General features: G+C 43.0%; 22 protein-coding genes. 16 read left to right on the top strand and 6 right to left on the bottom strand.

What is annotated here, in order from left to right; genetic code table 11:
- Window positions 1-236: 236 nt before the first annotated feature.
- On the top strand, window positions 237-1,280 hold the full coding sequence (locus ACRPI0_RS02335; protein ID WP_432354545.1) for a glycosyltransferase family 4 protein: 1,044 nt from the start codon (window positions 237-239) through the stop codon (window positions 1,278-1,280).
- Window positions 1,281-1,385: 105 nt separating this feature from the next.
- On the opposite strand, the gene ACRPI0_RS02340 is transcribed toward ACRPI0_RS02335, so the two are convergent.
- Window positions 1,386-2,465, bottom strand: coding sequence for an LCP family protein (locus tag ACRPI0_RS02340; RefSeq protein ID WP_432354547.1), 1,080 nt, complete (start codon window positions 2,463-2,465; stop codon window positions 1,386-1,388).
- A 164-nt stretch (window positions 2,466-2,629) separates the two neighbouring features.
- Entirely contained in the window at window positions 2,630-3,262 is a 633-nt protein-coding gene (locus tag ACRPI0_RS02345) for a YigZ family protein (RefSeq protein ID WP_432354549.1), read from the bottom strand.
- 147 nt (window positions 3,263-3,409) lie between these two features.
- On the opposite strand from ACRPI0_RS02345, the gene ACRPI0_RS02350 reads away from it, so the two are divergent.
- The 4 genes from ACRPI0_RS02350 to ACRPI0_RS02365 all read left to right on the top strand — a co-directional run bounded on the left by ACRPI0_RS02350 (window position 3,410) and on the right by ACRPI0_RS02365 (window position 6,396).
- Entirely contained in the window at window positions 3,410-4,567 is a 1,158-nt protein-coding gene (locus ACRPI0_RS02350; protein WP_432354550.1) for a sensor histidine kinase, read from the top strand.
- 20 nt (window positions 4,568-4,587) lie between these two features.
- Window positions 4,588-5,262: a response regulator gene (locus tag ACRPI0_RS02355; protein WP_432354551.1), complete on the top strand. Its 675-nt coding sequence runs from the start codon at window positions 4,588-4,590 to the stop codon at window positions 5,260-5,262.
- A gap of 61 nt (window positions 5,263-5,323) precedes the next feature.
- Window positions 5,324-5,893, top strand: coding sequence for a nuclear transport factor 2 family protein (locus tag ACRPI0_RS02360; RefSeq protein WP_432354552.1), 570 nt, complete (start codon window positions 5,324-5,326; stop codon window positions 5,891-5,893).
- Window positions 5,894-6,036: 143 nt separating this feature from the next.
- Window positions 6,037-6,396, top strand: coding sequence for a hypothetical protein (locus tag ACRPI0_RS02365; protein WP_432354553.1), 360 nt, complete (start codon window positions 6,037-6,039; stop codon window positions 6,394-6,396).
- On the opposite strand, the gene ACRPI0_RS02370 is transcribed toward ACRPI0_RS02365, so the two are convergent.
- From ACRPI0_RS02370 to ACRPI0_RS02380, 3 genes are all read right to left on the bottom strand, one after another.
- Window positions 6,365-6,913: a competence protein ComK gene (locus tag ACRPI0_RS02370; RefSeq protein ID WP_432354555.1), complete on the bottom strand. Its 549-nt coding sequence runs from the start codon at window positions 6,911-6,913 to the stop codon at window positions 6,365-6,367. The genes ACRPI0_RS02365 and ACRPI0_RS02370 overlap by 32 nt on opposite strands.
- A 176-nt stretch (window positions 6,914-7,089) precedes the next feature.
- Entirely contained in the window at window positions 7,090-8,256 is a 1,167-nt protein-coding gene (locus ACRPI0_RS02375) for a M20 metallopeptidase family protein (RefSeq protein WP_432354556.1), read from the bottom strand.
- 114 nt (window positions 8,257-8,370) lie between these two features.
- Entirely contained in the window at window positions 8,371-8,892 is a 522-nt protein-coding gene (locus ACRPI0_RS02380; protein ID WP_432354557.1) for an antibiotic biosynthesis monooxygenase family protein, read from the bottom strand.
- Window positions 8,893-9,128: 236 nt separating this feature from the next.
- Between ACRPI0_RS02380 and hemE the strand changes: the two genes are divergently transcribed.
- From hemE to ACRPI0_RS02400, 4 genes are all read left to right on the top strand, one after another.
- Entirely contained in the window at window positions 9,129-10,172 is a 1,044-nt protein-coding gene (gene hemE, locus ACRPI0_RS02385; protein ID WP_432354559.1) for a uroporphyrinogen decarboxylase, read from the top strand.
- A 23-nt stretch (window positions 10,173-10,195) separates the two neighbouring features.
- A complete protein-coding gene (gene hemH / locus ACRPI0_RS02390) occupies window positions 10,196-11,125 on the top strand; it encodes a ferrochelatase (RefSeq protein WP_432354560.1) in 930 nt (309 codons plus the stop codon).
- Between the two features lie 27 nt (window positions 11,126-11,152).
- Window positions 11,153-12,574, top strand: coding sequence for a protoporphyrinogen oxidase (gene hemY / locus ACRPI0_RS02395; protein WP_432354561.1), 1,422 nt, complete (start codon window positions 11,153-11,155; stop codon window positions 12,572-12,574).
- A gap of 192 nt (window positions 12,575-12,766) precedes the next feature.
- Window positions 12,767-12,952 (top strand): hypothetical protein, encoded by a 186-nt coding sequence (locus ACRPI0_RS02400; RefSeq protein WP_432354562.1) that lies wholly within the window; start codon window positions 12,767-12,769, stop codon window positions 12,950-12,952.
- 17 nt (window positions 12,953-12,969) lie between these two features.
- On the opposite strand, the gene yhfH is transcribed toward ACRPI0_RS02400, so the two are convergent.
- Window positions 12,970-13,092: a protein YhfH gene (gene yhfH, locus ACRPI0_RS02405; RefSeq protein ID WP_081760271.1), complete on the bottom strand. Its 123-nt coding sequence runs from the start codon at window positions 13,090-13,092 to the stop codon at window positions 12,970-12,972.
- A gap of 306 nt (window positions 13,093-13,398) precedes the next feature.
- On the opposite strand from yhfH, the gene ACRPI0_RS02410 reads away from it, so the two are divergent.
- The 7 genes from ACRPI0_RS02410 to ACRPI0_RS02440 all read left to right on the top strand — a co-directional run bounded on the left by ACRPI0_RS02410 (window position 13,399) and on the right by ACRPI0_RS02440 (window position 22,580).
- Window positions 13,399-14,391 (top strand): lipoate--protein ligase, encoded by a 993-nt coding sequence (locus tag ACRPI0_RS02410; protein WP_432354563.1) that lies wholly within the window; start codon window positions 13,399-13,401, stop codon window positions 14,389-14,391.
- Window positions 14,392-14,510: 119 nt separating this feature from the next.
- Complete coding sequence (locus ACRPI0_RS02415) at window positions 14,511-15,215, top strand: response regulator transcription factor (protein WP_432354564.1); 705 nt, start codon at window positions 14,511-14,513, stop codon at window positions 15,213-15,215.
- Window positions 15,212-16,258 (top strand): sensor histidine kinase, encoded by a 1,047-nt coding sequence (locus ACRPI0_RS02420; protein ID WP_432354565.1) that lies wholly within the window; start codon window positions 15,212-15,214, stop codon window positions 16,256-16,258. The genes ACRPI0_RS02415 and ACRPI0_RS02420 overlap by 4 nt, the downstream gene beginning before the upstream one ends.
- Entirely contained in the window at window positions 16,212-16,991 is a 780-nt protein-coding gene (locus ACRPI0_RS02425; protein ID WP_432354566.1) for an ABC transporter ATP-binding protein, read from the top strand. Before ACRPI0_RS02420 ends, ACRPI0_RS02425 begins: the two co-directional genes overlap by 47 nt.
- Window positions 16,963-18,897 carry an FtsX-like permease family protein gene (locus ACRPI0_RS02430; RefSeq protein ID WP_432354567.1) on the top strand — a complete coding sequence of 645 codons (1,935 nt, stop codon included), beginning with the start codon at window positions 16,963-16,965 and terminating at the stop codon, window positions 18,895-18,897. Before ACRPI0_RS02425 ends, ACRPI0_RS02430 begins: the two co-directional genes overlap by 29 nt.
- Before the next feature lie 147 nt (window positions 18,898-19,044).
- A complete protein-coding gene (locus ACRPI0_RS02435; protein ID WP_432354568.1) occupies window positions 19,045-20,598 on the top strand; it encodes a fatty acid--CoA ligase family protein in 1,554 nt (517 codons plus the stop codon).
- Window positions 20,599-20,870: 272 nt separating this feature from the next.
- Complete coding sequence (locus ACRPI0_RS02440; protein ID WP_432354569.1) at window positions 20,871-22,580, top strand: methyl-accepting chemotaxis protein; 1,710 nt, start codon at window positions 20,871-20,873, stop codon at window positions 22,578-22,580.
- Window positions 22,581-22,641: the final 61 nt, after the last annotated feature.

Below are 22,641 nucleotides of genomic sequence, written 5' to 3' on the forward strand. Positions count from 1 at the left end.
CTTTATAGTGTCCATTCAACGGACACGTCTCTATTTTATCAAACAAGAGCGCAAAAGACTAGAAACGTACGAAAGAACCTTTTTATGTTAAGAGTAAGTTTTGTCGAAAACGGGTATAGATGAATAATTCGTCTAATTATTCATAGAAAGAATGTTTCACAGAGTGCTTTCTTGCGGTTGCCGTGTTATAATACGGTAGGCTTTAATTTAAATTGAGTTCTACAGGGAGGAAGGACATGTTATTCCTTGCAATGGCGGCTGCATTCGTAGGTGCCATCATATTAACTCCACTTGTCATAAAATTCGCGTTCCGAATCGGGGCGGTTGATAGACCCAATTACCGCAAAGTCCATGCAGCGGTGATGCCGCGTATCGGAGGTCTTGCGATATTTGGAGCGTTTTTAATTGGATATGCAATTTTGTTACCTAAAGATGAACATGCTGCAGGCATATTAATCGGTGCAGTGATTATCATCGCTATCGGATTCTTCGATGACATGTTGGAAATCACAGCAAAGGCGAAAGCTTTAGGACAGCTTATTGCTGCAATTATCGTAATGACTGTTGGAAATCTTCAAATTGACTTCATTAACTTACCATTTCTCGGACAAATTGATTTTGGATATTTAAGTATACCGATTACACTTCTTTGGATTGTTGGCGTAACGAATGCTATTAACTTGATTGACGGACTCGATGGATTAGCAGCAGGGGTTTCGACAATTGCACTCATTACAATTTCAGTCATGGCACTGATAATGGGGAATTCGTTCGTTCTCGTAACATCCGCGATTCTTGCGGCCAGTTCACTTGGTTTCCTGCTTTTCAACTTCCATCCAGCGAAGATTTTCATGGGGGATACAGGATCGCTGTTCTTAGGATTTATGATCTCTGTGCTTGCTCTACTCGGATTTAAGAATGTGGCAGTTGTATCATTAATTATTCCTATTATTATGCTAGGTGTTCCGATTTCTGATACATTCTTCGCGATTGTTCGACGTATACGTATGAAACAATCTATTACCGCGCCAGATAAGTCGCATTTACACCATTGTCTATTACGCGCAGGCTTCTCACATCGACAAACCGTATTAGTTATTTACGGAATCGCGATTCTTTTCGGAATTGCAGCGGTGTTGTTCTCACAAGCAACCGTTTGGGGAGCGATTTTGTTACTCTTCATCATCTTGCTTACTATCGAATTGTTTGTAGAAATTATCGGACTTGCCGGTACCAACTATCGACCAATTTTAAACTTAGTCCGTATGATCGGAAAGTAATCTAAAAAGGCTATTCTGGGAATTTCCAGAGTAGCCTTTTCTAATGTCTACAACTAAAAAAAACGCGAGAGGAGAAAACTCCTTTCGCGTTTAATGGGTTTGTGATTAATTGCTATCCATTTCAGTTGACGGTTGAATGACAACGCGCTTCGAAGTGTTGTCGTATCCTCCGGATGCTTCATCATCGACATCTGGAACGAGTGATGAAATCAGTCCAAGATGAGATTGTAAAATCAACTTCTTTTGTTGAAGGTCTTCATCGTTCAGCTTCCAGTAATACACACCTGTCGACCAATCGTCATCCCCTTCAAGAGTTAGCGTATCGACGGATGGCATTCCGCCTTTAGCATACTCTAAGAACGACAACATCTCTTTGTATTGCATATCTGTTTTAATATTATCACCAAGAGCATCAATCACGCCGCCGAACTTCGTGATTGCAGCGGGAGACTTCACCTGATCCATCATTGCTCGAATAATCATTTGTTGCCGTTTTCCGCGTTCAATATCATTGTCGAGCTTACGCGTTCTAGCCAATGCAAGCGCATGGCGTCCATCAAGTAACTGCAAGCCAGGCATTAAATGAATTGAATTACCGTCATTTTCATCTTTTTCGATTCGTTCATAGGGAACTTCTACTTCCACACCGCCTAAAGCATCTACTACATCAATGAATGCATTAAAATTAGTCTTCAGATAGTAATCAATTGGTATGTCCAGCATTTCTTCGACAGTCTCTATTGTTGCTTTTGTTCCACCATACGCATTTGCATGGGTGATTTTATCTTTGTAATCGACTTCTGGGATATAAACGTAAGAATCACGAGGGATACTTAATAGTTTGACAGTTTTTTGTTTAGGGTTAAAAGTAGCGACAAGTAAAGCATCTGCTCGACTGTTACTATCACCTTGCTTTCTATCTTCACTGTCATCTACTCCCATTAACAATACAGAGACATTGTCTTTAGCGGGCTCAACATCACTCTCTTTAGAAATCGAGCGTGGAGTTCTGTCTTTAATAGGTTGATACGCACGATCAGCAGCCAATTCAGCTTTTTTATGAATAGTTACTCCATAAGCTGCGATTGTCAAGAAGAGAGCAAACGCAATTACAAGACCTATTTTCAAAGCGAGCCTGGGCTTGGACGTCTTCTTCTTAGTTTTTTTATATTCATTTCGCTTCATAATTATCACTTACCCCCGTAAATTAAAGCATTTGAAATAGTTGTCAATATCTGAGAGTTGTTGTCATTTAACAGCAACGGCTATATTTGTCGAATGGAATTTGAGTTTGCACAATTTTGCAGTTATCAACAGTATACTCTTTTTACGGAATCGCGTACACCTTTTCAGACAGAAAACTCCAAGAATTCCTGACCGCTTTCAGACACAACACCTTGCCCATTCGTTAAATCGGCAATCCAATCATGAAATTGTTGCAGTTCAGCAATCGGGACAAATACGAATAGTGTTACATGCGTACCGTAGTCAATGGTATCTAATGGCCATGCGGACTGTCGAACTTCATTTTCAACTTTTCCAAGAGCTGTATAGTCGACAGCTACAGCCATTTTAGCGTGTAACACTCGTTTTACTGTACCAGCAGCTGCAACTCCTTCGGACGTAGAACGTCCATATGCGCGTATGAGTCCACCACCACCAAGTTTAATGCCACCAAAGTAACGAGTGACAACAACCGTTGTATCTTTCAATCCTTGCTTCTTTAGTACTTCTAGCATTGGAAATCCAGCTGTACCAGAAGGCTCTCCATCATCGTTTGCTTTCTGTATGTTGTCGTGTTCACCTATTAAATACGCAGAACAATTATGGGTTGCGGATGAATGGATTTGTTTAATCTCTTGGATGAATTCAAATGCCTCTTGCTCCGTTTCTGTACGCTTTACGGATGCGATGAACCGAGACTTATTAATGACAATTTCCGCTTCGTTTTGTTGTTTTACAGTCTTATAGTCCATTCTCATTGCAAGACCTCCTCAATCTGTAATACAATTTTAATATGTTATGGGCATTAAGATGCTATACTGAATAAAGTGTATAGTGAATCCATAGTAATCGCAATAGCCTATGGATTATACAATGAGATTTTAGCAATAGTGGGAGTGAGGACGATGAATAAGGCGGCAATTGATATTCAAAAGCTTGAAGGTATCTTCGATAGCATGGTGAATGTAATGGATCAATCCAAAAATGACATTTTCATGATTAGTGAACAAAGCCGTCGAAGTTTTGAATCCATGCAACGTGAACTTATTCTAGTGAAGGAAGATATTTCCCGGGTAATAACTGAAGGAGATCATCTTGAAGAAATGATGCGTCACTCACGTAGAAGGCTTGCTGATGTCTCGAAAAACTTTGTGAACTATTCTGAGCAAGAAGTGCGTAAAGCGTATGAAGTGGCCAATGACCTCCTTGTAAGGCTATCCCTAAACAGAATGGAAGAAAAGCAATTACGAACCCAACGTGATGATTTGGATCGACGGCTTGCGGACCTATTAGAAACGATTGAACGGGCTGACCAGTTAGTAAACCAAGTTTCTACAGTGGTTACGTATCTTACTTCTGATTTGAAGGATGTTGGAGAAGCACTTGAAACAGCTCGGCATAAACAAGAGTTTGCGATTCGAATTATTCAAGCTCAAGAAGAAGAACGAAAGCGAGTTTCTCGGGAAATACACGATGGACCCGCACAAATGATGGCTAACGTTCTAATTCGCTCTGGGCTTGTTGAAAAAGTGTACCAACAAAAGGGACCTGTGCAAGCGCTTGCCGAGTTTAATGATTTGAAAGAGATGGTCCGCAATGCATTATATGAAGTACGTCGAATTATTTATGACCTCCGTCCAATGGCGATCGACGATCTTGGCGTAGTTCCTACATTAAAAAAGTATCTATCCACTCTGATGGAATATGAACCGAATGTCCACATTCATTTTCAAAGCATAGGAGAAGATCGTCGTTTTGAATCCAGCTTTGAAATTGCTGTTTTCCGTTTAGTACAGGAATCGGTGAATAACGCCATTAAACACGGCAGTAGTCCAGATGTTTGGGTAAAAGTAGAATGGTTACGTGAAACGATGAATGCCATCGTCAAAGATAATGGTTCTGGTTTCGATCAAAAAGACGTAAAAGAAAAATCATTTGGTATTATTGGTATGAAAGAACGGATCGCCTTGTTGAAAGGTGAATTTAAAATCACTTCTGAAGTAGGTAAAGGGACAAGCTTGTTCTTTAAAATACCAATTAATCCTAATAATATAGGCAAATAGAGTCTCTGGAGGGAACGAACATGACAACAATCTTAATAGTAGATGATCACCAATTATTCCGTGAAGGAGTCAAGCGTATCCTAGCATTTGAGGATTCGTTCGAAATTGTAGCAGAAGGTGACGACGGCAGTGAAGTGTTTCCATTGTATGAAGAGCATCATCCAGATGTCGTTTTAATGGATATTAACATGCCACGCATGAATGGTATTGAAGCAACAGAGCAACTCATGAACAAGTATCCGGAAGCAAAAGTCATTGTCTTGTCCATTCATGATGATGAATCATATGTTTCCCAAGCGTTGAAAACAGGCGCACTCGGATACATGTTAAAAGAAATGGATGCAGATGCAATCGTTCAAGCGATTAAAGTAGTAGCGGCTGGCGGTTCTTACTTACACCCGAAAGTAACGCATAACTTAGTCACAGAATATCGCAGATTGAGCGAACGTGAATATAAAGGGTCTTTCCACCAGCACGAAATTCGTCGTCCACTCCACTTGTTGACTAAGCGCGAATGCGAAGTGTTACAATTGTTGACAGATGGTCAGAGCAACCGGGCTATCGGGGAAACGTTGTTTATCTCTGAAAAGACCGTTAAAAACCATGTTTCAAGTATTTTGCAAAAAATGAGCGTGAACGACCGAACACAAGCTGTTGTAACAGCGATTAAAAATGGTTGGGTTGAAGTGAAGTAATGCATTACTTACAAAAGGGCCTCCATTCGGATGGTCCTTTTGCTATGAGAGGAGAACAATTATGAAAACACTATCAGCACTCGTTGGAACAGCGGCTCTCGCACTTGTCCTAACTGCTTGCAGTGGCAATGAGGATGGAAAAACGACTCAAGGATCCGTGGATGACGGAGAAAAGAGTAATGAATACGGCTCTATTGATCATGGTGTGAAGGATAAAGATGGCGTAGGATTCAGCTTGAATGGAGAGACAATCGAAGAAGCAGCAAATGTCCCTGAAGATGAAAAAAAAGCCATTCTGACTACGTTTAATCGTTATATCGATACGTTGAATTCCCAACAAATTGATGAATACTTAAACACACTCTCAACTGCAACTTATAACTTGGATGAAGAACGTGCGGCGACTGAAGAATTGCTAGCTACCGGTGTGCTTACACGTACTCCGGACGATGCAACGATTGTGAAGTATTCAAAAGAGGAAGCACAAGTGTTTACTACGATGGAAACATCGATAAAAGTGAACGAAACGGGTGCTGAAGAAGCAAGTAAGGGGCGTCAAGTAACCGTACTTACTAAAGAAGATGGAGACTGGAAAGTAAAAGCCGTCCATTACATCGGTGACCCACAATAAAATCTGTTTTAACGAAATACAAACAGCGTATGGAAAAGCAACATAAAGTTGCCAGCCCATACGCTGTTTTTGTATTGCATTTCTAGTCTCACTGGCATACAATAGAGATAAGAACACTTGTTCTGCGAGAGGGAGTGGATGAAATGGCTGCATTAAAGATGGAAGTAATTCCTTACTTGGAAAGTATGATTTATTTACCGATGGTGCTTACGATTTTAGAACGAGATCGGTTAGTATTTGAACAGAAAAACTTCAAATTTAAAAAACCGTATTTAGGGCTCGTAGATGATGTTTCGAAACGAGTGCATCGAGAGCTTGGAAATACGGCTGCTTATTTACGTGCAAATAACATGTCGGTAGTGAAAGGGAAAACAGACGATATTTTTACGGAATATGTGTTTATGCATGACCAACAACAAGATTGTAGAAGGTACTTAAATGTTCGTTTACGAAATCGTACAGAAGAGTTACTTACTCAATATCTTCAGAAACTGGATATTTAAAAGAACCCCCTTGTGCAAGAAATGTTCGAGGACGATGCAACATAAATTGCTTTTTACTAAAATCTCGCTCAAGTAGAGCAGCAAATGCAAATTGACGCCACATCGTCGGAGTCGATACATTCACTTTGATTTTATAGCCATTTTCAAGTTGTACAGAGCATCCAACAGATTCTTCTTGAAAGTCAACGATGGAATGATAAGATATCCAAATGTTTTCATCTGACTTAGGAGACATCGTCGGTAAAAAAATGTATGGAGTGTCAAACGCGTGCGCCACAATAATTGGTGTTTTATGACGATTACCAAGCGCATGTCGAGCAGTCAATGTACGTGTTTTTAATGAAGCTCCATAGAGTTCGCATGTGTTTCTAACGATTTGAAGTGGTTTTTTCGGTAAGGAAAACTCATTATTCCGCTCAATAACTCGCGTGGATAATTTATAGTCCTCCCGAATCGGTTGCAAAACAAACGTATCTGAATTAATGAGATAATTTTCAGTACTTTTCACTGGCCGCATCTTGAACACTCCTACTCAATAAGTAATAACTCCTATTATATAGAAAATTATTTGGAAAGCAATCAGTAAAAGTGGAATAATCAGAATTTAAGATAAAAAAAGCTCTGTGTTTGTCGAAGAACCGAGTCGATAGTCAATTGGACTCGATTCATGCAACAGGTCACAGAGCATTATTGTCAGTTCGCTTGGTAACCGAGCGCGGCAGCACCAAGCGTTTTTGCTGCAGATAACATCGCAGATTCGTCAAAGTCGAATCGTGGATGATGGTGAGGAAAAGCATGTTCAGGTTGTGCACCTGTGAAGAAGAACGTGCCAGGGACGTGTTGTAAGTAGTAAGCAAAATCCTCGCCACCCATTTGAGGAATCGTTTCAACGACATCTTTCACACCTGGAACTTCTTTTGCGATATCACGTAAATACAGCGTTTCTTTATCGTGATTTACGACGGCAGGATATCCGCGGGTATAGGTAACCTGTATTTCACAGTTATTCATAAGGGCAGTTCCGTCAGCAATTCGTTGGATTTCAGTCTCCATTAAATCCCGGATTTCAGGGGAGAACGTTCGAACGGTACCTTTAAGTTCCGCACTGTCAGCAATAATGTTGAACGCATTGTCCGCTACAAATGAACCGATGGACAAGACAGCGGACTCAATAGGATCGACACGACGTGACACAAGTTGCTGCAAGTTTGTTACGAGCTGGGATGCAATGACAATTGCATCTTTCGTTTGGTGAGGGGAAGCCCCATGGCCTCCTGCACCTTGAACAGTTATTTCGATTCGATCTGCAGCAGCCATAATTGGGCCACTCAAATATTGGATCGTATTGGGTTCCATCATTGACCACAAATGTGTGCCGAAGATGACATCTACTCCGTCAAGACAACCATCTTCAATCATCGAAATCGCTCCCCCTGGCGCGTATTCTTCAGCATGCTGATGAATGAATACGTAAGTTCCAGAAAGTTCGTCTTTCAACTCGTGAATCGCTTTCGCAAGGTGGAGTAATGTTGATGTATGTCCATCGTGTCCGCACGCGTGCATGACACCGGGAACCGTAGATTTGTATGGAACGTCTTTTTGGTCTTGGATAGGGAGTGCATCAAAGTCTGCACGAAGCGCAACCGTTTTACCAGGTTTACCGCCTTCGACTCTTGCAACAACACCATTTCCGCCAACGTTGCTACGGAACTCGATTCCTAGGTTTTTGTAGAAGTCTTGGATGTATTGTGCTGTATTCGTTTCATGGAACGAGACTTCTGGATGCTGATGCAAATAGCGTCGAACATCGACCATGTCGTTAAAAGAGTTGTCGAGTAGTGCGTATAGCTTTTCATTCATAGAAGACAGCTCCTTTTAGTTAAGATGGTATACAGTATATCAACATGTTTCGAAACTCGCAATAGTTTGATAACGACCAATAAAAAAAAGAGGCGCTTGGCCTCATAATAGAAATTATTCCTCGTTATGATTGTGAAGAGAGCTATAAACAGTTAAGTATGGAGCACTCGTGAAAATGTGTACAGCGGGTCCTGCGAACGAGTCGCTGCGTTCTGTATCGTACGCATCCGCAAATGCGGGCGTATGCTTCCATGTATCAAAACCAGTCACATCTTCCCATTCTGTCATAATGATATACGTATCGGATCCGACAGGGCGTAGCAAGCGGTAAGCAAGAAAACCGGGTGTACCTTCCATAGAAGAAACATTCGTTTTAAAACGGTTTTCAAAAACAGGTTTGCCTTCATCTGAGACTGCTACGTTGTTCATTGCAAAGAACCCATGCTCATGTAGTTGTCCAGATTCAGCGACCACTTCATATTTCTGAGGTGTTGTAAAAACAGTTTTACCTTCTGTTTCGTGGTAAAGCTGGGATGTTCCATTGCCGTGCATTAAGATCATACGCTCATTGGCATGTTTATTTTTGATTGTCTCCATGAATTCTGAAGTACCCCGTGTAATATAGACGTTTTTCATTTCTGTATCCTCCTTGGCTTATCTAAACAATTGTATTGTTGTTAAGTTATTTCCCACAATTCACACACCTAAAACAAACCATGACAAAATGATGACGGAATGTGGCACAAATTTATGACAATAGGTGTGTATTGCTATACATCCCAACCGTTTACGTCTATATTGAAAACGATGAGCAACATGAAATAGATAGAATTAGATTCAGTTTTGTAAAAAGAGAATGGGGGAATTAGTTCATGGCAATCGTAAACGATACACTTCTTCGTGCTGCACGTGGAGAACATATTGATCACACACCGGTGTGGTACATGCGTCAAGCAGGAAGATCACAACCCGAGTACATGAAAATTAAGGAAAAGTATTCATTAGAAGAAATAACACATCAACCGGAATTATGCGCTTATGTTACAAAGTTACCAGTCGACCAATACGGTGTAGACGCTGCGATTTTATATAAAGATATTGTCACGCCGCTTCCAGGTATGGGCGTTGATGTTAAAATTAAAGCGGGTATCGGTCCTGTAATTTCCAATCCGATTCGTTCTGTCGCGGATATCGATAAATTGACAACGATGCTTCCAGAAGACGACATTCCGTTCGTGCTTGAAACGATTCGCATTTTAACAGAAGAGCAATTGGATGTTCCACTTATCGGTTTTGCCGGAGCACCATTTACACTTGCTAGTTATATGATTGAAGGAGGACCTTCAAAGAACTATGCGCGCACGAAAGCGTTAATGATGTCAGAGCCAAAAGCTTGGTTTGCTCTTATGGACAAACTTGCAGATACAATGATTGCTTATGTGACAGCACAAGTGAAGGCTGGGGCATCTGCTATCCAAATTTTCGACTCATGGGTTGGTGCATTAAACGTATCCGATTACCGTATTTTCATCAAGCCGGTAATGGAACGTATCTTTACGGAACTTCGTAAATTGAACGTTCCTTTAATCACATTTGGAGTAGGTGCAAGTCATTTAGCGAACGAGTGGCATGACCTCCCTGTCGATGTAGTTGGTTTAGATTGGAGACTTTCTATAGAAGAAGCTGGGCAACGTGGACTAACGAAGCCACTTCAAGGAAATCTCGATCCGACTATATTACTTGCAGATTGGTCTGTTATTGAAGAACGTGCAAAAGTGATTATTGAGCAAGGTGTCGCACACGGTAGCCATATCTTTAACTTAGGGCATGGCGTATTCCCGGAAATTGAGCCTGCTAAGCTGAAGAAACTAACTGAACTGATTCACACATACAGTGCGGAACTTCGCGCGAAATAAAAACTAATGTTGAGGTGAAAAACATGGGAAAACGCACAATGGGACTTTTAGTAATGGCATACGGAACACCTTATAAAGAAGAGGATATCGAACCGTATTACACACATATTCGTAGAGGACGTAAACCGGCACCTGAGCAACTAGAAGATTTGAAAAACCGCTATGAAGCAATCGGAGGAATTTCTCCACTCGCACATATTACAGACGGCCAAGCGCAAGCACTTTGTGATGCGTTGAACCAATCTCAAGATGAAATTGACTTCAAGCTATACATCGGATTGAAGCATATTACACCATTCATCGAAGATGCAGTAGAACAGATGAGTAAAGATGGCATTACTGACGTCGTCAGCGTTGTACTTGCTCCTCACTACTCAACATTCTCTGTGAAATCTTACAATACGCGTGCTAAAGAAGAAGCGGACAAATACGGTATTTCAATTACTTCTGTTGAAAGCTGGTATAAGCAGCCGAAGTTCTTGCAGTATTGGGAAGAGAAAATTCGCGGAACTTTCGATAGTATGAGCGACGAAGAACGTGAAAAGTCGATTCTTATCGTTTCAGCGCATTCATTACCACAAAAAATTCGCGAAGCGGGCGATCCTTACCCGGATCAGCTTGAAGAAACAGCTAAGCTTCTTGCAGAAGCTGCTGATGTGAAAAACTATGCAGTTGGATGGCAAAGTGAAGGGCAGACGGGCGAACCTTGGCTCGGGCCTGATGTACAAGACTTAACGCGTGAATTGCATGAGCAAAAAGGCTATACATCATTCGTCTACACGCCAGTCGGCTTTGTTTCAGATCACTTAGAAGTTCTATTTGATAACGACTATGAATGTAAAGTTGTGTGCGATGAAATCGGCGCAGCGTATCATCGACCAGCAATGCCGAATACAGATCCACTCTTTATCGGCGCGATTGCAGAAGCTGTGATGGAAAAAGTAAGCAAGTAAAGTTTTGAAAAAGGACGTGTAAAGGAAATGGACGAACAGCGTAAAAAAGTTGTCATTGCGGGAGGCGGCATCACGGGTCTGTCTGCGGCATTTTACATGCAACGGCAAATTCGAGAGCAGAATCTTCCAATTGATATCATTCTCGTGGAAGCGAAAAACCGACTTGGTGGGAAGATTCAAACAGTCCGACGCAATGGCTATATTATTGAACGCGGTCCAGATTCCTTTTTGATACGAAAGAAAAGTATGGACCGTTTAGCAGAAGAGCTTGGTATTGCTGACCAACTCGTTAAAAATGCAACCGGCCAGTCCTATGTTTTGTTAAATGATGAATTACATCCAATACCTGGTGGGTCAATAATGGGAGTTCCTACTCAAATGGGACCGTTCCTAAAAAGTAACTTGTTTTCGCTAACCGGAAAACTACGGGCTGCAGGCGACTTCTTCCTACCACGGTCAGACATTAAAGGGGATCAATCTTTGGGCGCTTTCTTCCGACGTCGGTTTGGGAATGAAGTAGTCAATAATCTGATTGAACCGTTATTGTCAGGAGTGTATGCAGGGGATATCGACAACATGAGTATGGAATCGACGTTCCCTCAATTCGTCAGTGTGGAAGAAAAACATAGAAGCCTCATTCTTGGGATGAAGAAAACGCAACCAAAGCCTGAGCAACTGCCAAACGTAGGGCATGCTGCGAAAAAGGAAGGGGCGTTCCATACATTCCGAAATGGACTTGAAACGCTAGTGGAAGCAATGGAAGAGCAACTGCCTGAAGTGAATTTCATCAAAGGTGTGCGTATGGAAGCAATCGAACAAGAAGATGATCGCACATTCGTCACACTCAATGAAGGCTCGGTCATAGAAGCAGACGCTATCATTTTGACAACAGGACATGCAGTTGCACGACATCTCTTTGAACCTCATGGTGTGTTACAAGACCTTGAAGATATTAAGACGTCTTCTGTAGCCACAATCACGCTCGCATTTCCTGAACGTGCTGTTGTTCAAGATAAGGAAGGAACGGGCTTCCTTGTTTCAAGAAGTGGAGATTATTCCATTACAGCTTGTACATGGTTGAATCGTAAATGGCCGACTACGACACCTGACGGTAAGGTTTTATTACGCGCATTTGTCGGACGGATCGGGGAAGAAGCCATTGTCGATTTACCCGATGATGAGATCGAACAAATTGTCCTAGGTGATTTACGAAAAATCTTCGAAATTAAAGAAGAACCTGAGTTTTCCATCGTCACCCGTTGGAAAGACGACCGTCCGCAATACCGGGTCGGTCATAAACAACTTATCGCAAAAGCGAAAGAACAATTACACAACACATTCCCGAACGTCGAACTAGCTGGCGCTTCTTACGAAGGTGTAGGACTGCCTGACTGTGTCGACCAAGGTAAAGCAGCAGCTGAAAGTGTCATGCAGCGTTTGACTAACTGAATTTGATTATGTTCAAAGACCTCACACAGCCTATTTTGGCTAATGCGAGGTCTTTTTGTTTGATTAGCGATAGACGTAAGACATCCCTCTCTATTGTTTTTAGTACATAGCCTGATGTAGAGGGCAAGGCCATAAAGTTCTAATGACAATGGTAAATTTGAATCTTAAAGAATCCGTTGATTTCAGCGCAGGATGGCGACTCCGAAGGGATCCGCGAAGATTGAAGACCCTGGACTGAGCAAAGCGAAGGAAGCGGCTGAAATCAAGCCCCTCGGAAAGCGTCCATCCGAAGCAGAAATCAACACCGTCTTAGCCACACAAAAAAACTGCCACAGAAGTCAGTGTTCACTGACGTTCTGTAGCAGCCAATCTATCTAAACTATAACAGTTGCTCGTTATTCTGAGCATGAAGGACATTTTGTTTGATAGCACTCATGTTGCTCTTCCATCTGTTCACCGCAAGTAACACACTGTTTCGGAGGCAAATTCTTAAAAAACTCTACGACGTTTTCGATCATTTCTCATCCGCTCCATTCAATTTGTAGTAGTACTGCGTAATCCAGTGATGTTTGTTATGCAACAGGGGCGACAAAAAAATATAAGATTTCAAGTCCCCTTGTACTAGTTATTCGACTTGTTACTCATAGTGTATTATAACAGCGTGCGTTTTGTCAATGATTATCTAACAATTTAGAAAAATAGTTCTATTTTCATATAACTAAGTGAGGGAAGATACTCACTATTCCACTTAGCCTTCCAGCCATACATGGAAAAAGAGATATGGTAGAATGATACTAAAAGCTGTATACAAAGGGGAGAGACCAATGCGTTTTGTAGACAATCAAGGCATTACGGATCCACGAATTAACTTAGCGATTGAAGAATATGTACTCAATACAATGGACACGGATGAAGACTCATATTTGCTGTTCTATATTAACGAGCCGTCAATCATCATCGGTAAAAACCAAAATACGATTGAAGAGATCGATACGGAGTATGTCGATGCGAACGGTATTCATGTTGTCCGCAGATTATCTGGCGGTGGTGCTGTGTACCATGACAAAGGAAACTTGAACTTCAGTTTCATTACAAAAGATGATGGGCAGTCGTTCCGTAATTTCAAGAAATTTACGGAGCCTGTAGTGGAAGCTCTCGCTAAAATGGGTGTGAAAGCGGAGCTACTTGGACGGAATGACTTGCTGGTCGATGGCAAAAAAGTTTCCGGCAATGCACAATTTGCAACGCAGGGGCGCATGTTTAGCCATGGGACGCTCATGTTTGACACCGAAATTGAGGAAGTCGTTAATGCTTTGCGCGTTAAGAAAGATAAGATCGAGTCCAAGGGAATCAAGTCGATCCGCAGCCGTGTAACTAACATTTCCGAGTATATGGACAAGCCGATGACAATCGAAGAATTCCGTATGGAGATTTTGAAATCAGTCTTTGGCGGGGAAGAGAATATCCAATACAAAGAACTAACGGATGAAGATTGGAAGAACATTCATGCGTTATCGAATGAGCGGTATGGTAACTGGGATTGGAATTATGGTCGTTCTCCGAAATGTAACGTCCAACATTCACATCGTTTCCCGGTTGGTAGCATCGACGTTCGTCTCCAAGTAGACAAAGGAACGATTCATGAAGTCCATATCTTTGGTGATTTCTTTGGAATCGGGAGTGTCACTGAAATTGAAGAGCGACTCGTCAATTGCAAATACGATCGCGAATCGATTGCAGCTGCGGTAAGTACTCTCGATATTCCGAAGTTGCTTGGCGGGATTACACAAGAGGAATTTGTAAATTTAATTTATTAATATAGAAACAGGCTCTTTCTGCCCACACGGCGAATAGAGCCTGTTTTTTTCTAGGTTAGAAAGGCGATTAGGCTTATTTTACGGTATACTGGAAGTACTTGTGAAAGGGGCGCGGACAAATGGAAAAGCATCGAATTTTTATAGTAGAGGATGATCGTAAAATCGCGGAATTGCTTGCAGATACACTGAGGAAATATCAGTATGATGTAGCAGTTGCGGAGGATTTCGATCAAATCGCAGACGAATGTCTAGCTTTCGATCCGCACCTGATTTTACTCGACATTAATTTACCGACCTACGATGGGTATTATTGGTGCCGACAGTTGCGGACGCAAACGACCTGTCCAATTTTATTTATCTCTGCCCGTTCGGGAGATATGGACCAAGTGTTTGCACTTGAAAACGGTGGAGATGATTTCATTACGAAGCCATTCCACTATGACGTCGTATTGGCTAAAATTCGTAGCCATTTACGTCGCTCGTTCGGCGAGTATGCACCCGCCCAATCAGAGCGGATTGTGAAATCTGGATCGCTAACTTTATTTGCTGAGCGGATGGAACTGCAAGCCGAAGAGATCACAGTCCCGCTGCAGAAGAAGGAATGTATCATTTTAGAGTTGTTAATGGAGGCGGCGCCAAAAGTCGTTTCTCGCGAGACGTTGTTAGAAGAATTGTGGGACGATCAGTCGTTTGTAGATGAAAACACATTGAACGTTAACATTGCACGAGTTCGGAAGAAGCTTGCGGATTTTGATATCGTGTCGACCATTGACACCGTACGTGGAGCTGGATACCGATTCGTATTGGCGTCTGAAGAGTCATGAACAAATATAAGTTATTTCTGAGAGAAAACGTCCCGTTTGTTGTGTTTCAAATTGGACTTTTGTTGTTCATCGTCTTGCTATTTTGGCTAGACGGAGCACGTGACTGGAGCACAGCGGTGTATGCGATATTAATGGGCATCATGCTGACTATGGGGTATTTGTTGGTGAAGTTCATTGGGCGTAGATCTTTTTACGAAGTGCTGGAACGCGAACCGGGTCGCATGGAAGAAGCTTTGATCGGCCGGCCGCAAACGCTTGAACACCGTATGACAGCAAATTACATGCGGAAGTTGTACAGACTGTACCATAGCGATGTGCAAAAACTGGATGCTGCACAACACCGACAATTGCATTTCATCAATCAGTGGGTGCATCAGATGAAAACCCCGATTTCAGTCCTCGGCTTACTGCTACAGGAAGAAGAGATCGATCGAAAAAGTTTCCATGAAGAGCTAGATCGACTGCAAGATGGACTCAATGCTGTACTTGTTAATGCGCGTCTTGAGACATTTGAAGATGATATGCGGATCGAGCGAGTTGTGTTGCAAGAACTTGTCAGACAAGTGGTCACGGAGCATAAGCGGCTTTTCATTACAAACGGGGTGTTTCCTGAAATTCATGTGGATGAAAACTTTGTCGTTGCAACCGATCCGAAATGGATGAAAGTTATTGTTGGGCAATTCATTACGAATGCTGTGAAATATACATTTGAAAAAGGTAAGAAAGTCGTTGCGATTGCAGAAAATACGGCGGAAGGAATTGTTTTGACGGTTCGAGATGAAGGAATTGGCATTCCAGACACCGATGTGAAGCGGGTCACTCGGGCATTTTTCACAGGTGAAAACGGACGCAAAACAGGCGAGTCTACTGGGATGGGATTGTATATCGCATCTGAAGTTTGTGGACGGCTCGGGCATGAGTTGACAATCGAATCGGAAGTAGGCGAAGGGACGGCTGTGTCAGTGTTGTTCTCAAATGGAGAGGCGGTGGAGAACGATGGCGCGAAAGATCGTCGAGTTATCGGAAGTGACGAAAATCTATGAAGGCAAAGTGATGCATCGTGCATTGAACCGTCTCGACTTTGAGGCGGATGAAGGAGAGTTCATCGCAATTATGGGGCCTTCTGGAAGCGGGAAAACGACGTTGTTGAATCTGATTTCAACAATCGATTTACCGACTTATGGGCGAATTGCAGTCAACGGAATCGAACCGGAAATGCTCAATCAAAATGAACTTGCGCTGTTCAGGAGACGCAATTTAGGCTTTGTTTTTCAAACGATCAACCTCCTGCAAATGCTGACGGTGGAAGAGAATTTGGTATTGCCGTTAACGCTCGACCGGGTGCCGGTACCCGAGATGAAACAAAAGGTTACAACGATTTCGGAAAAGTTATCATTAACGGATATATTGTCGCGACGTCCCGATGAGTTATCCGGAGGACAGGCGCAACGGACCGCTATTGGGCGTGCTTTAATCCACGAACCAGGTTTGATTTTAGCGGATGAACCGACAGGGAACTTGGACTCGAAATCTGCGAGGGATGTCCTAGAATTACTCTCGAAAATTAATAAGACCGCGGGTACGACGATTATTATGGTGACGCATGATCCACTTGCTGCAAGTTATTGTGATCGCGTGTTGTTCATCAAAGATGGTGAGTTTTTCAACGAATTGTACAAAGATCAGCAGCGTCGGACATTTTTTCAGCAAATCTTGAACGTGCTGTCGTTACTCGGAGGCAATGTCAATGACCTTTCGTCAGTTCGCATACCGTAACGTAGTCCGGAACCGTCGTATTTACGCTGCTTTTTTCATGGCGAGTGCATTTTCAGTCATGGTGTTTTTCTTGTACTCAATGCTTTTATTCCACCCTGCAATGAACGAAGGGTTCGTTCAGGAGATTGCGACAAGTGGCATGATCATCGCGGAAGTTGTGTTGTTCATCTTCACGTTGTTTTTCCTGTTCTATTCGATGCGTGCCTTTTTACAAGCCCGTACAAAAGAGTTCGGCATTCTGTTATTACTTGGAATGGCACGGAACCAACTGCAACGTCTCATATTCCTTGAAACGATGCTAATCGGTGGCGTTGCGATTATTGCAGGGACATCGCTCGGATTTGTCTTTTCGAAGTTCTTCTTAATGATCGTTAAAGAACTCATTCAAGTCCCGATGCTTCCGCTCTATTTCACGTGGCAGCCGTTTGCAATGACGATCGGATGTTTTGCGAGTCTATTCGTCATCATTTCACTGTTTGCACCGATGTTTATCCGAACAGGTGAAGTATATGATTTACTCCAAGGGGAAGCTGCAGAGCAAGACGCTTATTCTACTTCGAAATGGCGTGCGCTTGCTGGGTTTGTGTTGCTCGCAGCGACGTATACGATGGCGGTTTACGCAACGAATACGTATGTAATCCGAGTCATTTTTCTGTTGCCAGCTGCAGCTGTGATTGGGACGTATTTCTTTTTCAGTGATTCGTTGCCGTATTTAATTCAATTATTTAGAGCACGAAAACGCTTATATTGGCGTCCGTTTTGGCTACTTTCACTTTCAGAAGGTGTCGTTCGGCTAAAAGAAAATGCGCGGATGTTTTTCATTGTCACGATGGTATCGACACTCGCATTTATGTCCGTCGGATTGCTCGCTTCGCTCACGTCATTTGCGAACCAATACCGGGAAATTAATCCGTTAGGGCTCGTTTACAAAAGCTATCCAGGAAATGTGCTGGAGCAAATTCATATCCGTGAGCTTACCGAGGAATTGAATGATAAAGACATCGACTATAACGTTGTCGCGTTTCATATATTGCGACAGAAGTCTTCATTCACCGATATGAGCGTGTCGATTGTTAGACTTTCGAGCATTAACGCACTCGGGTATACGTTCGGATACGCACCTGTAGATGTTGAAGACGGTGAAGCGCTCTTTTTGCCACAGTCTGAATCGTCTTACCAACAGTTGAAAGACCGGACAGTGCGAACAACGCTCGAAAAGAGTGGATTGGAAATAGAGATTTCCGGAGCCTATCCGAACCAAGTCTTTCCACCGAACGCAATCGGTGCGAATGCAATCATTCTATCTGATCAGGATTTCGAACGCATTCTGATGGGGGAAGGTGGCGGAGATTCTTCGTTATTCCGATATTACGCGTTCAATATAACTAATTGGCAACAAACGAAAGACATTGGCCGTGCACTTCATGAAGATGAAATGCAGTCGATTTTACTCGGAGGAGAGGCGAAAACGTTATTTTCGTTCGGCAATCCAGGACTTAACTATTCGATTATCCGCACGACGTTTTCGCTATTGCTGTTCATGGGCTTATTGCTCGCAGCAGTGTTATTCCTCGCTGCAGGTAGCTTTGTCTATTTCCGGTTGTATACGACTCTCGACCGTGATCGTAGGCAGTTTGATGTGTTGCGACGCATGGGCATTACAGACAATGAATTGAAGAAAATCGTCAATCGACAATTGTTGCCACAGTTCTTCATCCCATGGGGGGTGGCGTTCATTCATAGTGCGTTTGCATTTTTAGCACTCCAGGTCATTTGGGATGCGCTTGCTGAAATCTCGATTGTCAAAGAGTTGACGCTCGTACTAGGCGGATTTGCGATTTTACAAATCTCCTATTTCTATTTAATTCGATGGCGTTATTTATCTCACATTAGGACACCGGAATAATTTCTGGTGTCTTTTATTATTGTGGAAAAACAGTTTAATACCGAAATGTCTAAAAATAAAGGCTATTGAATTATTTAAATTTTTCTTATATACTAATAGTAGATAGAAATGAATGATTATTCATTCAACAACGAGAGGGGTACTCCAATGAATTTAGTAGAACGTGTTCGGGCGACCGCTAAGTCTCAGCCTGGAAAAACAGCTTATCACTTCGTAGGTACAGATACATCGTACGCAGAATTCGACCAATCCGTGGCAATGTTTGCATCAGCTTTACAAGATATGGGAGTTCAAAAGGGAGATCACGTAGCTTTGTTACTCGGCAATACACCTCACTTTCTTATTTCGCTATATGCTACGATGCGTTTGGGCGCGACAGCCATACCGGTAAATCCAATCTATTCGCCAGATGAAATCTCATACATTTTGTCAGATAGCGACGCGAAAGTAGTCGTTGCGTTAGAACAATTGTTGCCGCTCGTTGAAGTTGCGTCTGTCAAACTTCCAGTAATTGAACACTACATTGTGTGTGAAACGTCTGAAGAGATAAGTGCAAAATTGGATGGTTTGTCTGCTAGTGCGAAAGCAAAAACACACTTGTTTAAACGCGTGTTAATGAGTGGGAAACCAGACATGGAGCCAGTAGCTGTTGATGAAAATGAAACCGCTATCATTCTGTATACGTCGGGTACGACAGGGCGTCCGAAAGGTGCGATGTTGACGCACCGAAACTTGTATTCGAATGCAAGCGACGTCGGAGAGTATCTAGGGTTTTCTTCAAGTGACCGTGTCGTTGCAACGCTTCCTGTATTCCACGTGTTCGCGTTGACTGTAGTTGTCAATGCACCATTGGTTAAAGGTGCAACGATTATCCTAATGCCACGATTCAGTCCTGGTGAAGTGTTCAAAGCTGTGAAAGAACAGCAAGCGACGATTTTCGCAGGGGTGCCAACGATGTACAACTTCATGGTGCAATACCCGGAAGCAACGCGTGAAGACTTTTCGTCTATTCGTCTCGCGATTTCTGGCGGTGCATCGTTACCAGTTGCACTCCTTGAAAACTTTGAAGAGAAGTTCCAAGTGAAAGTGTCTGAAGGGTATGGGTTGTCAGAGGCATCTCCTGTAACGTGTTTCAACCCGCTCGATCGTGAGCGGGTGCCAGGTTCGATCGGAACGTCGATTTTGAATGTGGAAAACAAAGTAATCGATGAGCTTGGGGATGAAGTACCTGTCGGACAAGTCGGCGAGCTAATCGTCCGTGGCGACAATGTCATGAAAGGTTACTACAAAATGCCTGAGGAATCCGCTGCAGCACTTCGCGACGGTTGGTTGTATACAGGTGACCTTGCACGGAAAGACGAAGATGGATACTTCTATATCGTTGATCGCAAGAAAGACTTGATCATTGTAGGTGGCTATAACGTGTATCCACGTGAAGTGGAAGAGGTTTTGTTCACGCATCGTGACCTCGTAGAAGCCGCGGTTCTGGGCGTGCCGGATCCGAACTTCGGTGAAGAAGTGCTCGCGTATGTCGTTGCTAAAGATGGCGTCAATGTCACTGAAGAGCAACTCATCGCATTTTGTGAAAAGCGCCTAGCGAAGTACAAAGTACCGAAGCGCATCGAGTTTTTGGATGAATTGCCTAAGAACACGACGGGTAAGATCTTGCGTCGTTCGTTGAAGGATTACGTGAGAGCGTAAGGGATAAGAGATGGGAGAGGGGGCGTCTTTGCGCTCTCTTTTTTTGTGTGGTGGATGCGTTACATGTTGTGGGTGGATTGTGGTAGCAGGCAACCGCAAATCCGCTCAAGTACACAGCGAAAGTGATCAAGCTCCCCATGAATCGGCTCCATCACACGCGAAATCACTTCTTCTAACACCCCAAAACTATTAAAATCAACTCACTTGTCGAAATGCGATTAATTCTGACGATACACACTATATATACTAGAGATATATAGAGGGGGCGCCTTATGAAAAAGTCGGTTAAAGTGAAATTGAATGTTGTCATGGGGACCATTTTAGTTTTAATTCTTGTGCTTGGAAGTATTGGTGTGTTGAGTTCTTATAGACTTAACGCTAACACGAAGGCGATTAATGATGGGATTCTCCCAAAGATCCAATATAACAACGAACTGGAGCAACTGGTTCAACAGATATTGAGCAATACGCAGCGTCATCTCGTTTCAAAAGATCGCCCGTTCGAAGAAAAGTATGAGGCTGCGATTGCTGATCAACAGAAAGAGATCGCTAGGGTTGAACAAAACTATGAACAAGCGCTTTCTTCCAATGAATTGCAATCATTCCATGCAGTAAACGAGCAACTAGATACATACACCGAACAAATTAACGAGCTTCTTCAAATGAGCGCTGCAGGTAAGAAAGACAGCGCAATTCAAAAATCCTATGAAACAGGAGTTACTATTGATTCATTGAATGAAGCATTGACTGGTCTTGAACAGCAGCATAGTCAAGAACTCAGTGACATTAAGAAGCAAGGACAATCGATTTATGTAAGTGTCTTAATAACTATGATTATTGGAGCGTTTCTTGGGTTGCTATTCAGTGGAATTGGAAGCCGCTATTTACGAAATAAAATTCAGCTACCGATTAAAATTGTTACGGATCGGATGAATGAGATGGCGGAAGGTAAGTTGACGCAAGAGGCACTCGTTGTAGGGGATCCGGATGAAATCGGTCAACTTACGGAAGATGCGAATACGCTATCGACGAATTTATATAAAATTGTTTCAGAGTTGCAGACGTCTATCGCAACGATTGCATCGACTTCGAGTGAACTGACAGCAAGTGCGGATGAAACTGCGCAAGCGTCGACACAAATTACAGAAGACATTGTCGATATTTCTGAAGGTTCATCAGAACAAATGGGACATGCCCGTTCAACGAGCTCTATTGTTGCTGAAATTTCAACGGGGATGGATCAGACGGCAACTGCGATTCATACCGTTTCAGATCTTGCGATATTAACGACGGAAGAAACGCAGAACGGTACAGAAGTTATGGAGCAGACTGTTCAGAAAATCGGAGAGATACAAGCTTCTACAGATCACACTGCTGCGGTTGTAGAAGAATTGTCGAAGAAATCTGAGGATGTCGGAAGTATTGTAGCGATCATTACGAGTATTGCGGGGCAGACGAATTTGCTCGCATTGAATGCTGCGATTGAGGCGGCGCGAGCTGGTGAGCATGGGAAAGGGTTTGCGGTAGTTGCGGGGGAAGTTGGAAGTTTGGCGGCGGAGTCTGCGAAGGCAGCGAGTGAGATTAATCGTTTGATTGGTGAGATTCAGACGGAGGTCAGTGGTGTTCAGCGGGCGACGACGGTGACGAAGTCGAATGTTGAAGAAGGCCTACTGATGGCGAATCGTTCGGGGGATCGGTTCCGAGAGATTGCGAAGATGATTGGTGAGGTGTCAGCGCAGACGGAAGAGGTGTCTGCGATTAGTGAGGAGATTAATGCGAGTACGCATTCGATGAAGGCGCTGGTTGGGCAGGTGGCTGAGTTGTCGGAGCGTTTTGAAGGGAGTGCGCAGAATATTGTGGCGGCTGCTGAGGAGCAGAATGCGACGATGGAGGAGATTTCGGCGAGTGCGCATGTGTTGAGTGGTATGGCGGATTCGTTGAAGACGATGATTGAGGTGTTTGAGTTGGAGACGGGGAAGTAAAATATGGGGAGTTAGCAGAGTTGATTTACACTGCAGGTGGACGCTTTCCTAGGGGCTTGAT

Source organism: Sporosarcina sp. A2 (assembly GCF_050858885.1).
In the GTDB taxonomy this organism is placed as follows: domain Bacteria; phylum Bacillota; class Bacilli; order Bacillales_A; family Planococcaceae; genus Sporosarcina.

What these genes read in the sequence shown, in the direction of transcription:
- hemE (WP_432354559.1), top strand. Translation starts at nt 9,129, where the DNA reads ATGGCAATCGTAAACGATACACTTCTTCGTGCTGCACGTGGAGAACAT.
- ACRPI0_RS02425 (WP_432354566.1), top strand. Translation starts at nt 16,212, where the DNA reads ATGGCGCGAAAGATCGTCGAGTTATCGGAAGTGACGAAAATCTATGAA.
- yhfH (WP_081760271.1), bottom strand. Translation starts at nt 13,092, where the DNA reads ATGATCGAAAACGTCGTAGAGTTTTTTAAGAATTTGCCTCCGAAACAG.
- ACRPI0_RS02355 (WP_432354551.1), top strand. Translation starts at nt 4,588, where the DNA reads ATGACAACAATCTTAATAGTAGATGATCACCAATTATTCCGTGAAGGA.
- ACRPI0_RS02375 (WP_432354556.1), bottom strand. Translation starts at nt 8,256, where the DNA reads ATGAATGAAAAGCTATACGCACTACTCGACAACTCTTTTAACGACATG.
- ACRPI0_RS02365 (WP_432354553.1), top strand. Translation starts at nt 6,037, where the DNA reads ATGGCTGCATTAAAGATGGAAGTAATTCCTTACTTGGAAAGTATGATT.
- hemH (WP_432354560.1), top strand. Translation starts at nt 10,196, where the DNA reads ATGGGAAAACGCACAATGGGACTTTTAGTAATGGCATACGGAACACCT.
- ACRPI0_RS02400 (WP_432354562.1), top strand. Translation starts at nt 12,767, where the DNA reads ATGGCGACTCCGAAGGGATCCGCGAAGATTGAAGACCCTGGACTGAGC.
- ACRPI0_RS02340 (WP_432354547.1), bottom strand. Translation starts at nt 2,465, where the DNA reads ATGAAGCGAAATGAATATAAAAAAACTAAGAAGAAGACGTCCAAGCCC.
- ACRPI0_RS02350 (WP_432354550.1), top strand. Translation starts at nt 3,410, where the DNA reads ATGAATAAGGCGGCAATTGATATTCAAAAGCTTGAAGGTATCTTCGAT.
- ACRPI0_RS02415 (WP_432354564.1), top strand. Translation starts at nt 14,511, where the DNA reads ATGGAAAAGCATCGAATTTTTATAGTAGAGGATGATCGTAAAATCGCG.
- ACRPI0_RS02335 (WP_432354545.1), top strand. Translation starts at nt 237, where the DNA reads ATGTTATTCCTTGCAATGGCGGCTGCATTCGTAGGTGCCATCATATTA.
- ACRPI0_RS02360 (WP_432354552.1), top strand. Translation starts at nt 5,324, where the DNA reads ATGAAAACACTATCAGCACTCGTTGGAACAGCGGCTCTCGCACTTGTC.
- ACRPI0_RS02380 (WP_432354557.1), bottom strand. Translation starts at nt 8,892, where the DNA reads ATGAAAAACGTCTATATTACACGGGGTACTTCAGAATTCATGGAGACA.
- hemY (WP_432354561.1), top strand. Translation starts at nt 11,153, where the DNA reads ATGGACGAACAGCGTAAAAAAGTTGTCATTGCGGGAGGCGGCATCACG.
- ACRPI0_RS02410 (WP_432354563.1), top strand. Translation starts at nt 13,399, where the DNA reads ATGCGTTTTGTAGACAATCAAGGCATTACGGATCCACGAATTAACTTA.
- ACRPI0_RS02370 (WP_432354555.1), bottom strand. Translation starts at nt 6,913, where the DNA reads ATGCGGCCAGTGAAAAGTACTGAAAATTATCTCATTAATTCAGATACG.
- ACRPI0_RS02345 (WP_432354549.1), bottom strand. Translation starts at nt 3,262, where the DNA reads ATGAGAATGGACTATAAGACTGTAAAACAACAAAACGAAGCGGAAATT.
- ACRPI0_RS02420 (WP_432354565.1), top strand. Translation starts at nt 15,212, where the DNA reads ATGAACAAATATAAGTTATTTCTGAGAGAAAACGTCCCGTTTGTTGTG.
- ACRPI0_RS02430 (WP_432354567.1), top strand. Translation starts at nt 16,963, where the DNA reads ATGACCTTTCGTCAGTTCGCATACCGTAACGTAGTCCGGAACCGTCGT.
- ACRPI0_RS02435 (WP_432354568.1), top strand. Translation starts at nt 19,045, where the DNA reads ATGAATTTAGTAGAACGTGTTCGGGCGACCGCTAAGTCTCAGCCTGGA.
- ACRPI0_RS02440 (WP_432354569.1), top strand. Translation starts at nt 20,871, where the DNA reads ATGAAAAAGTCGGTTAAAGTGAAATTGAATGTTGTCATGGGGACCATT.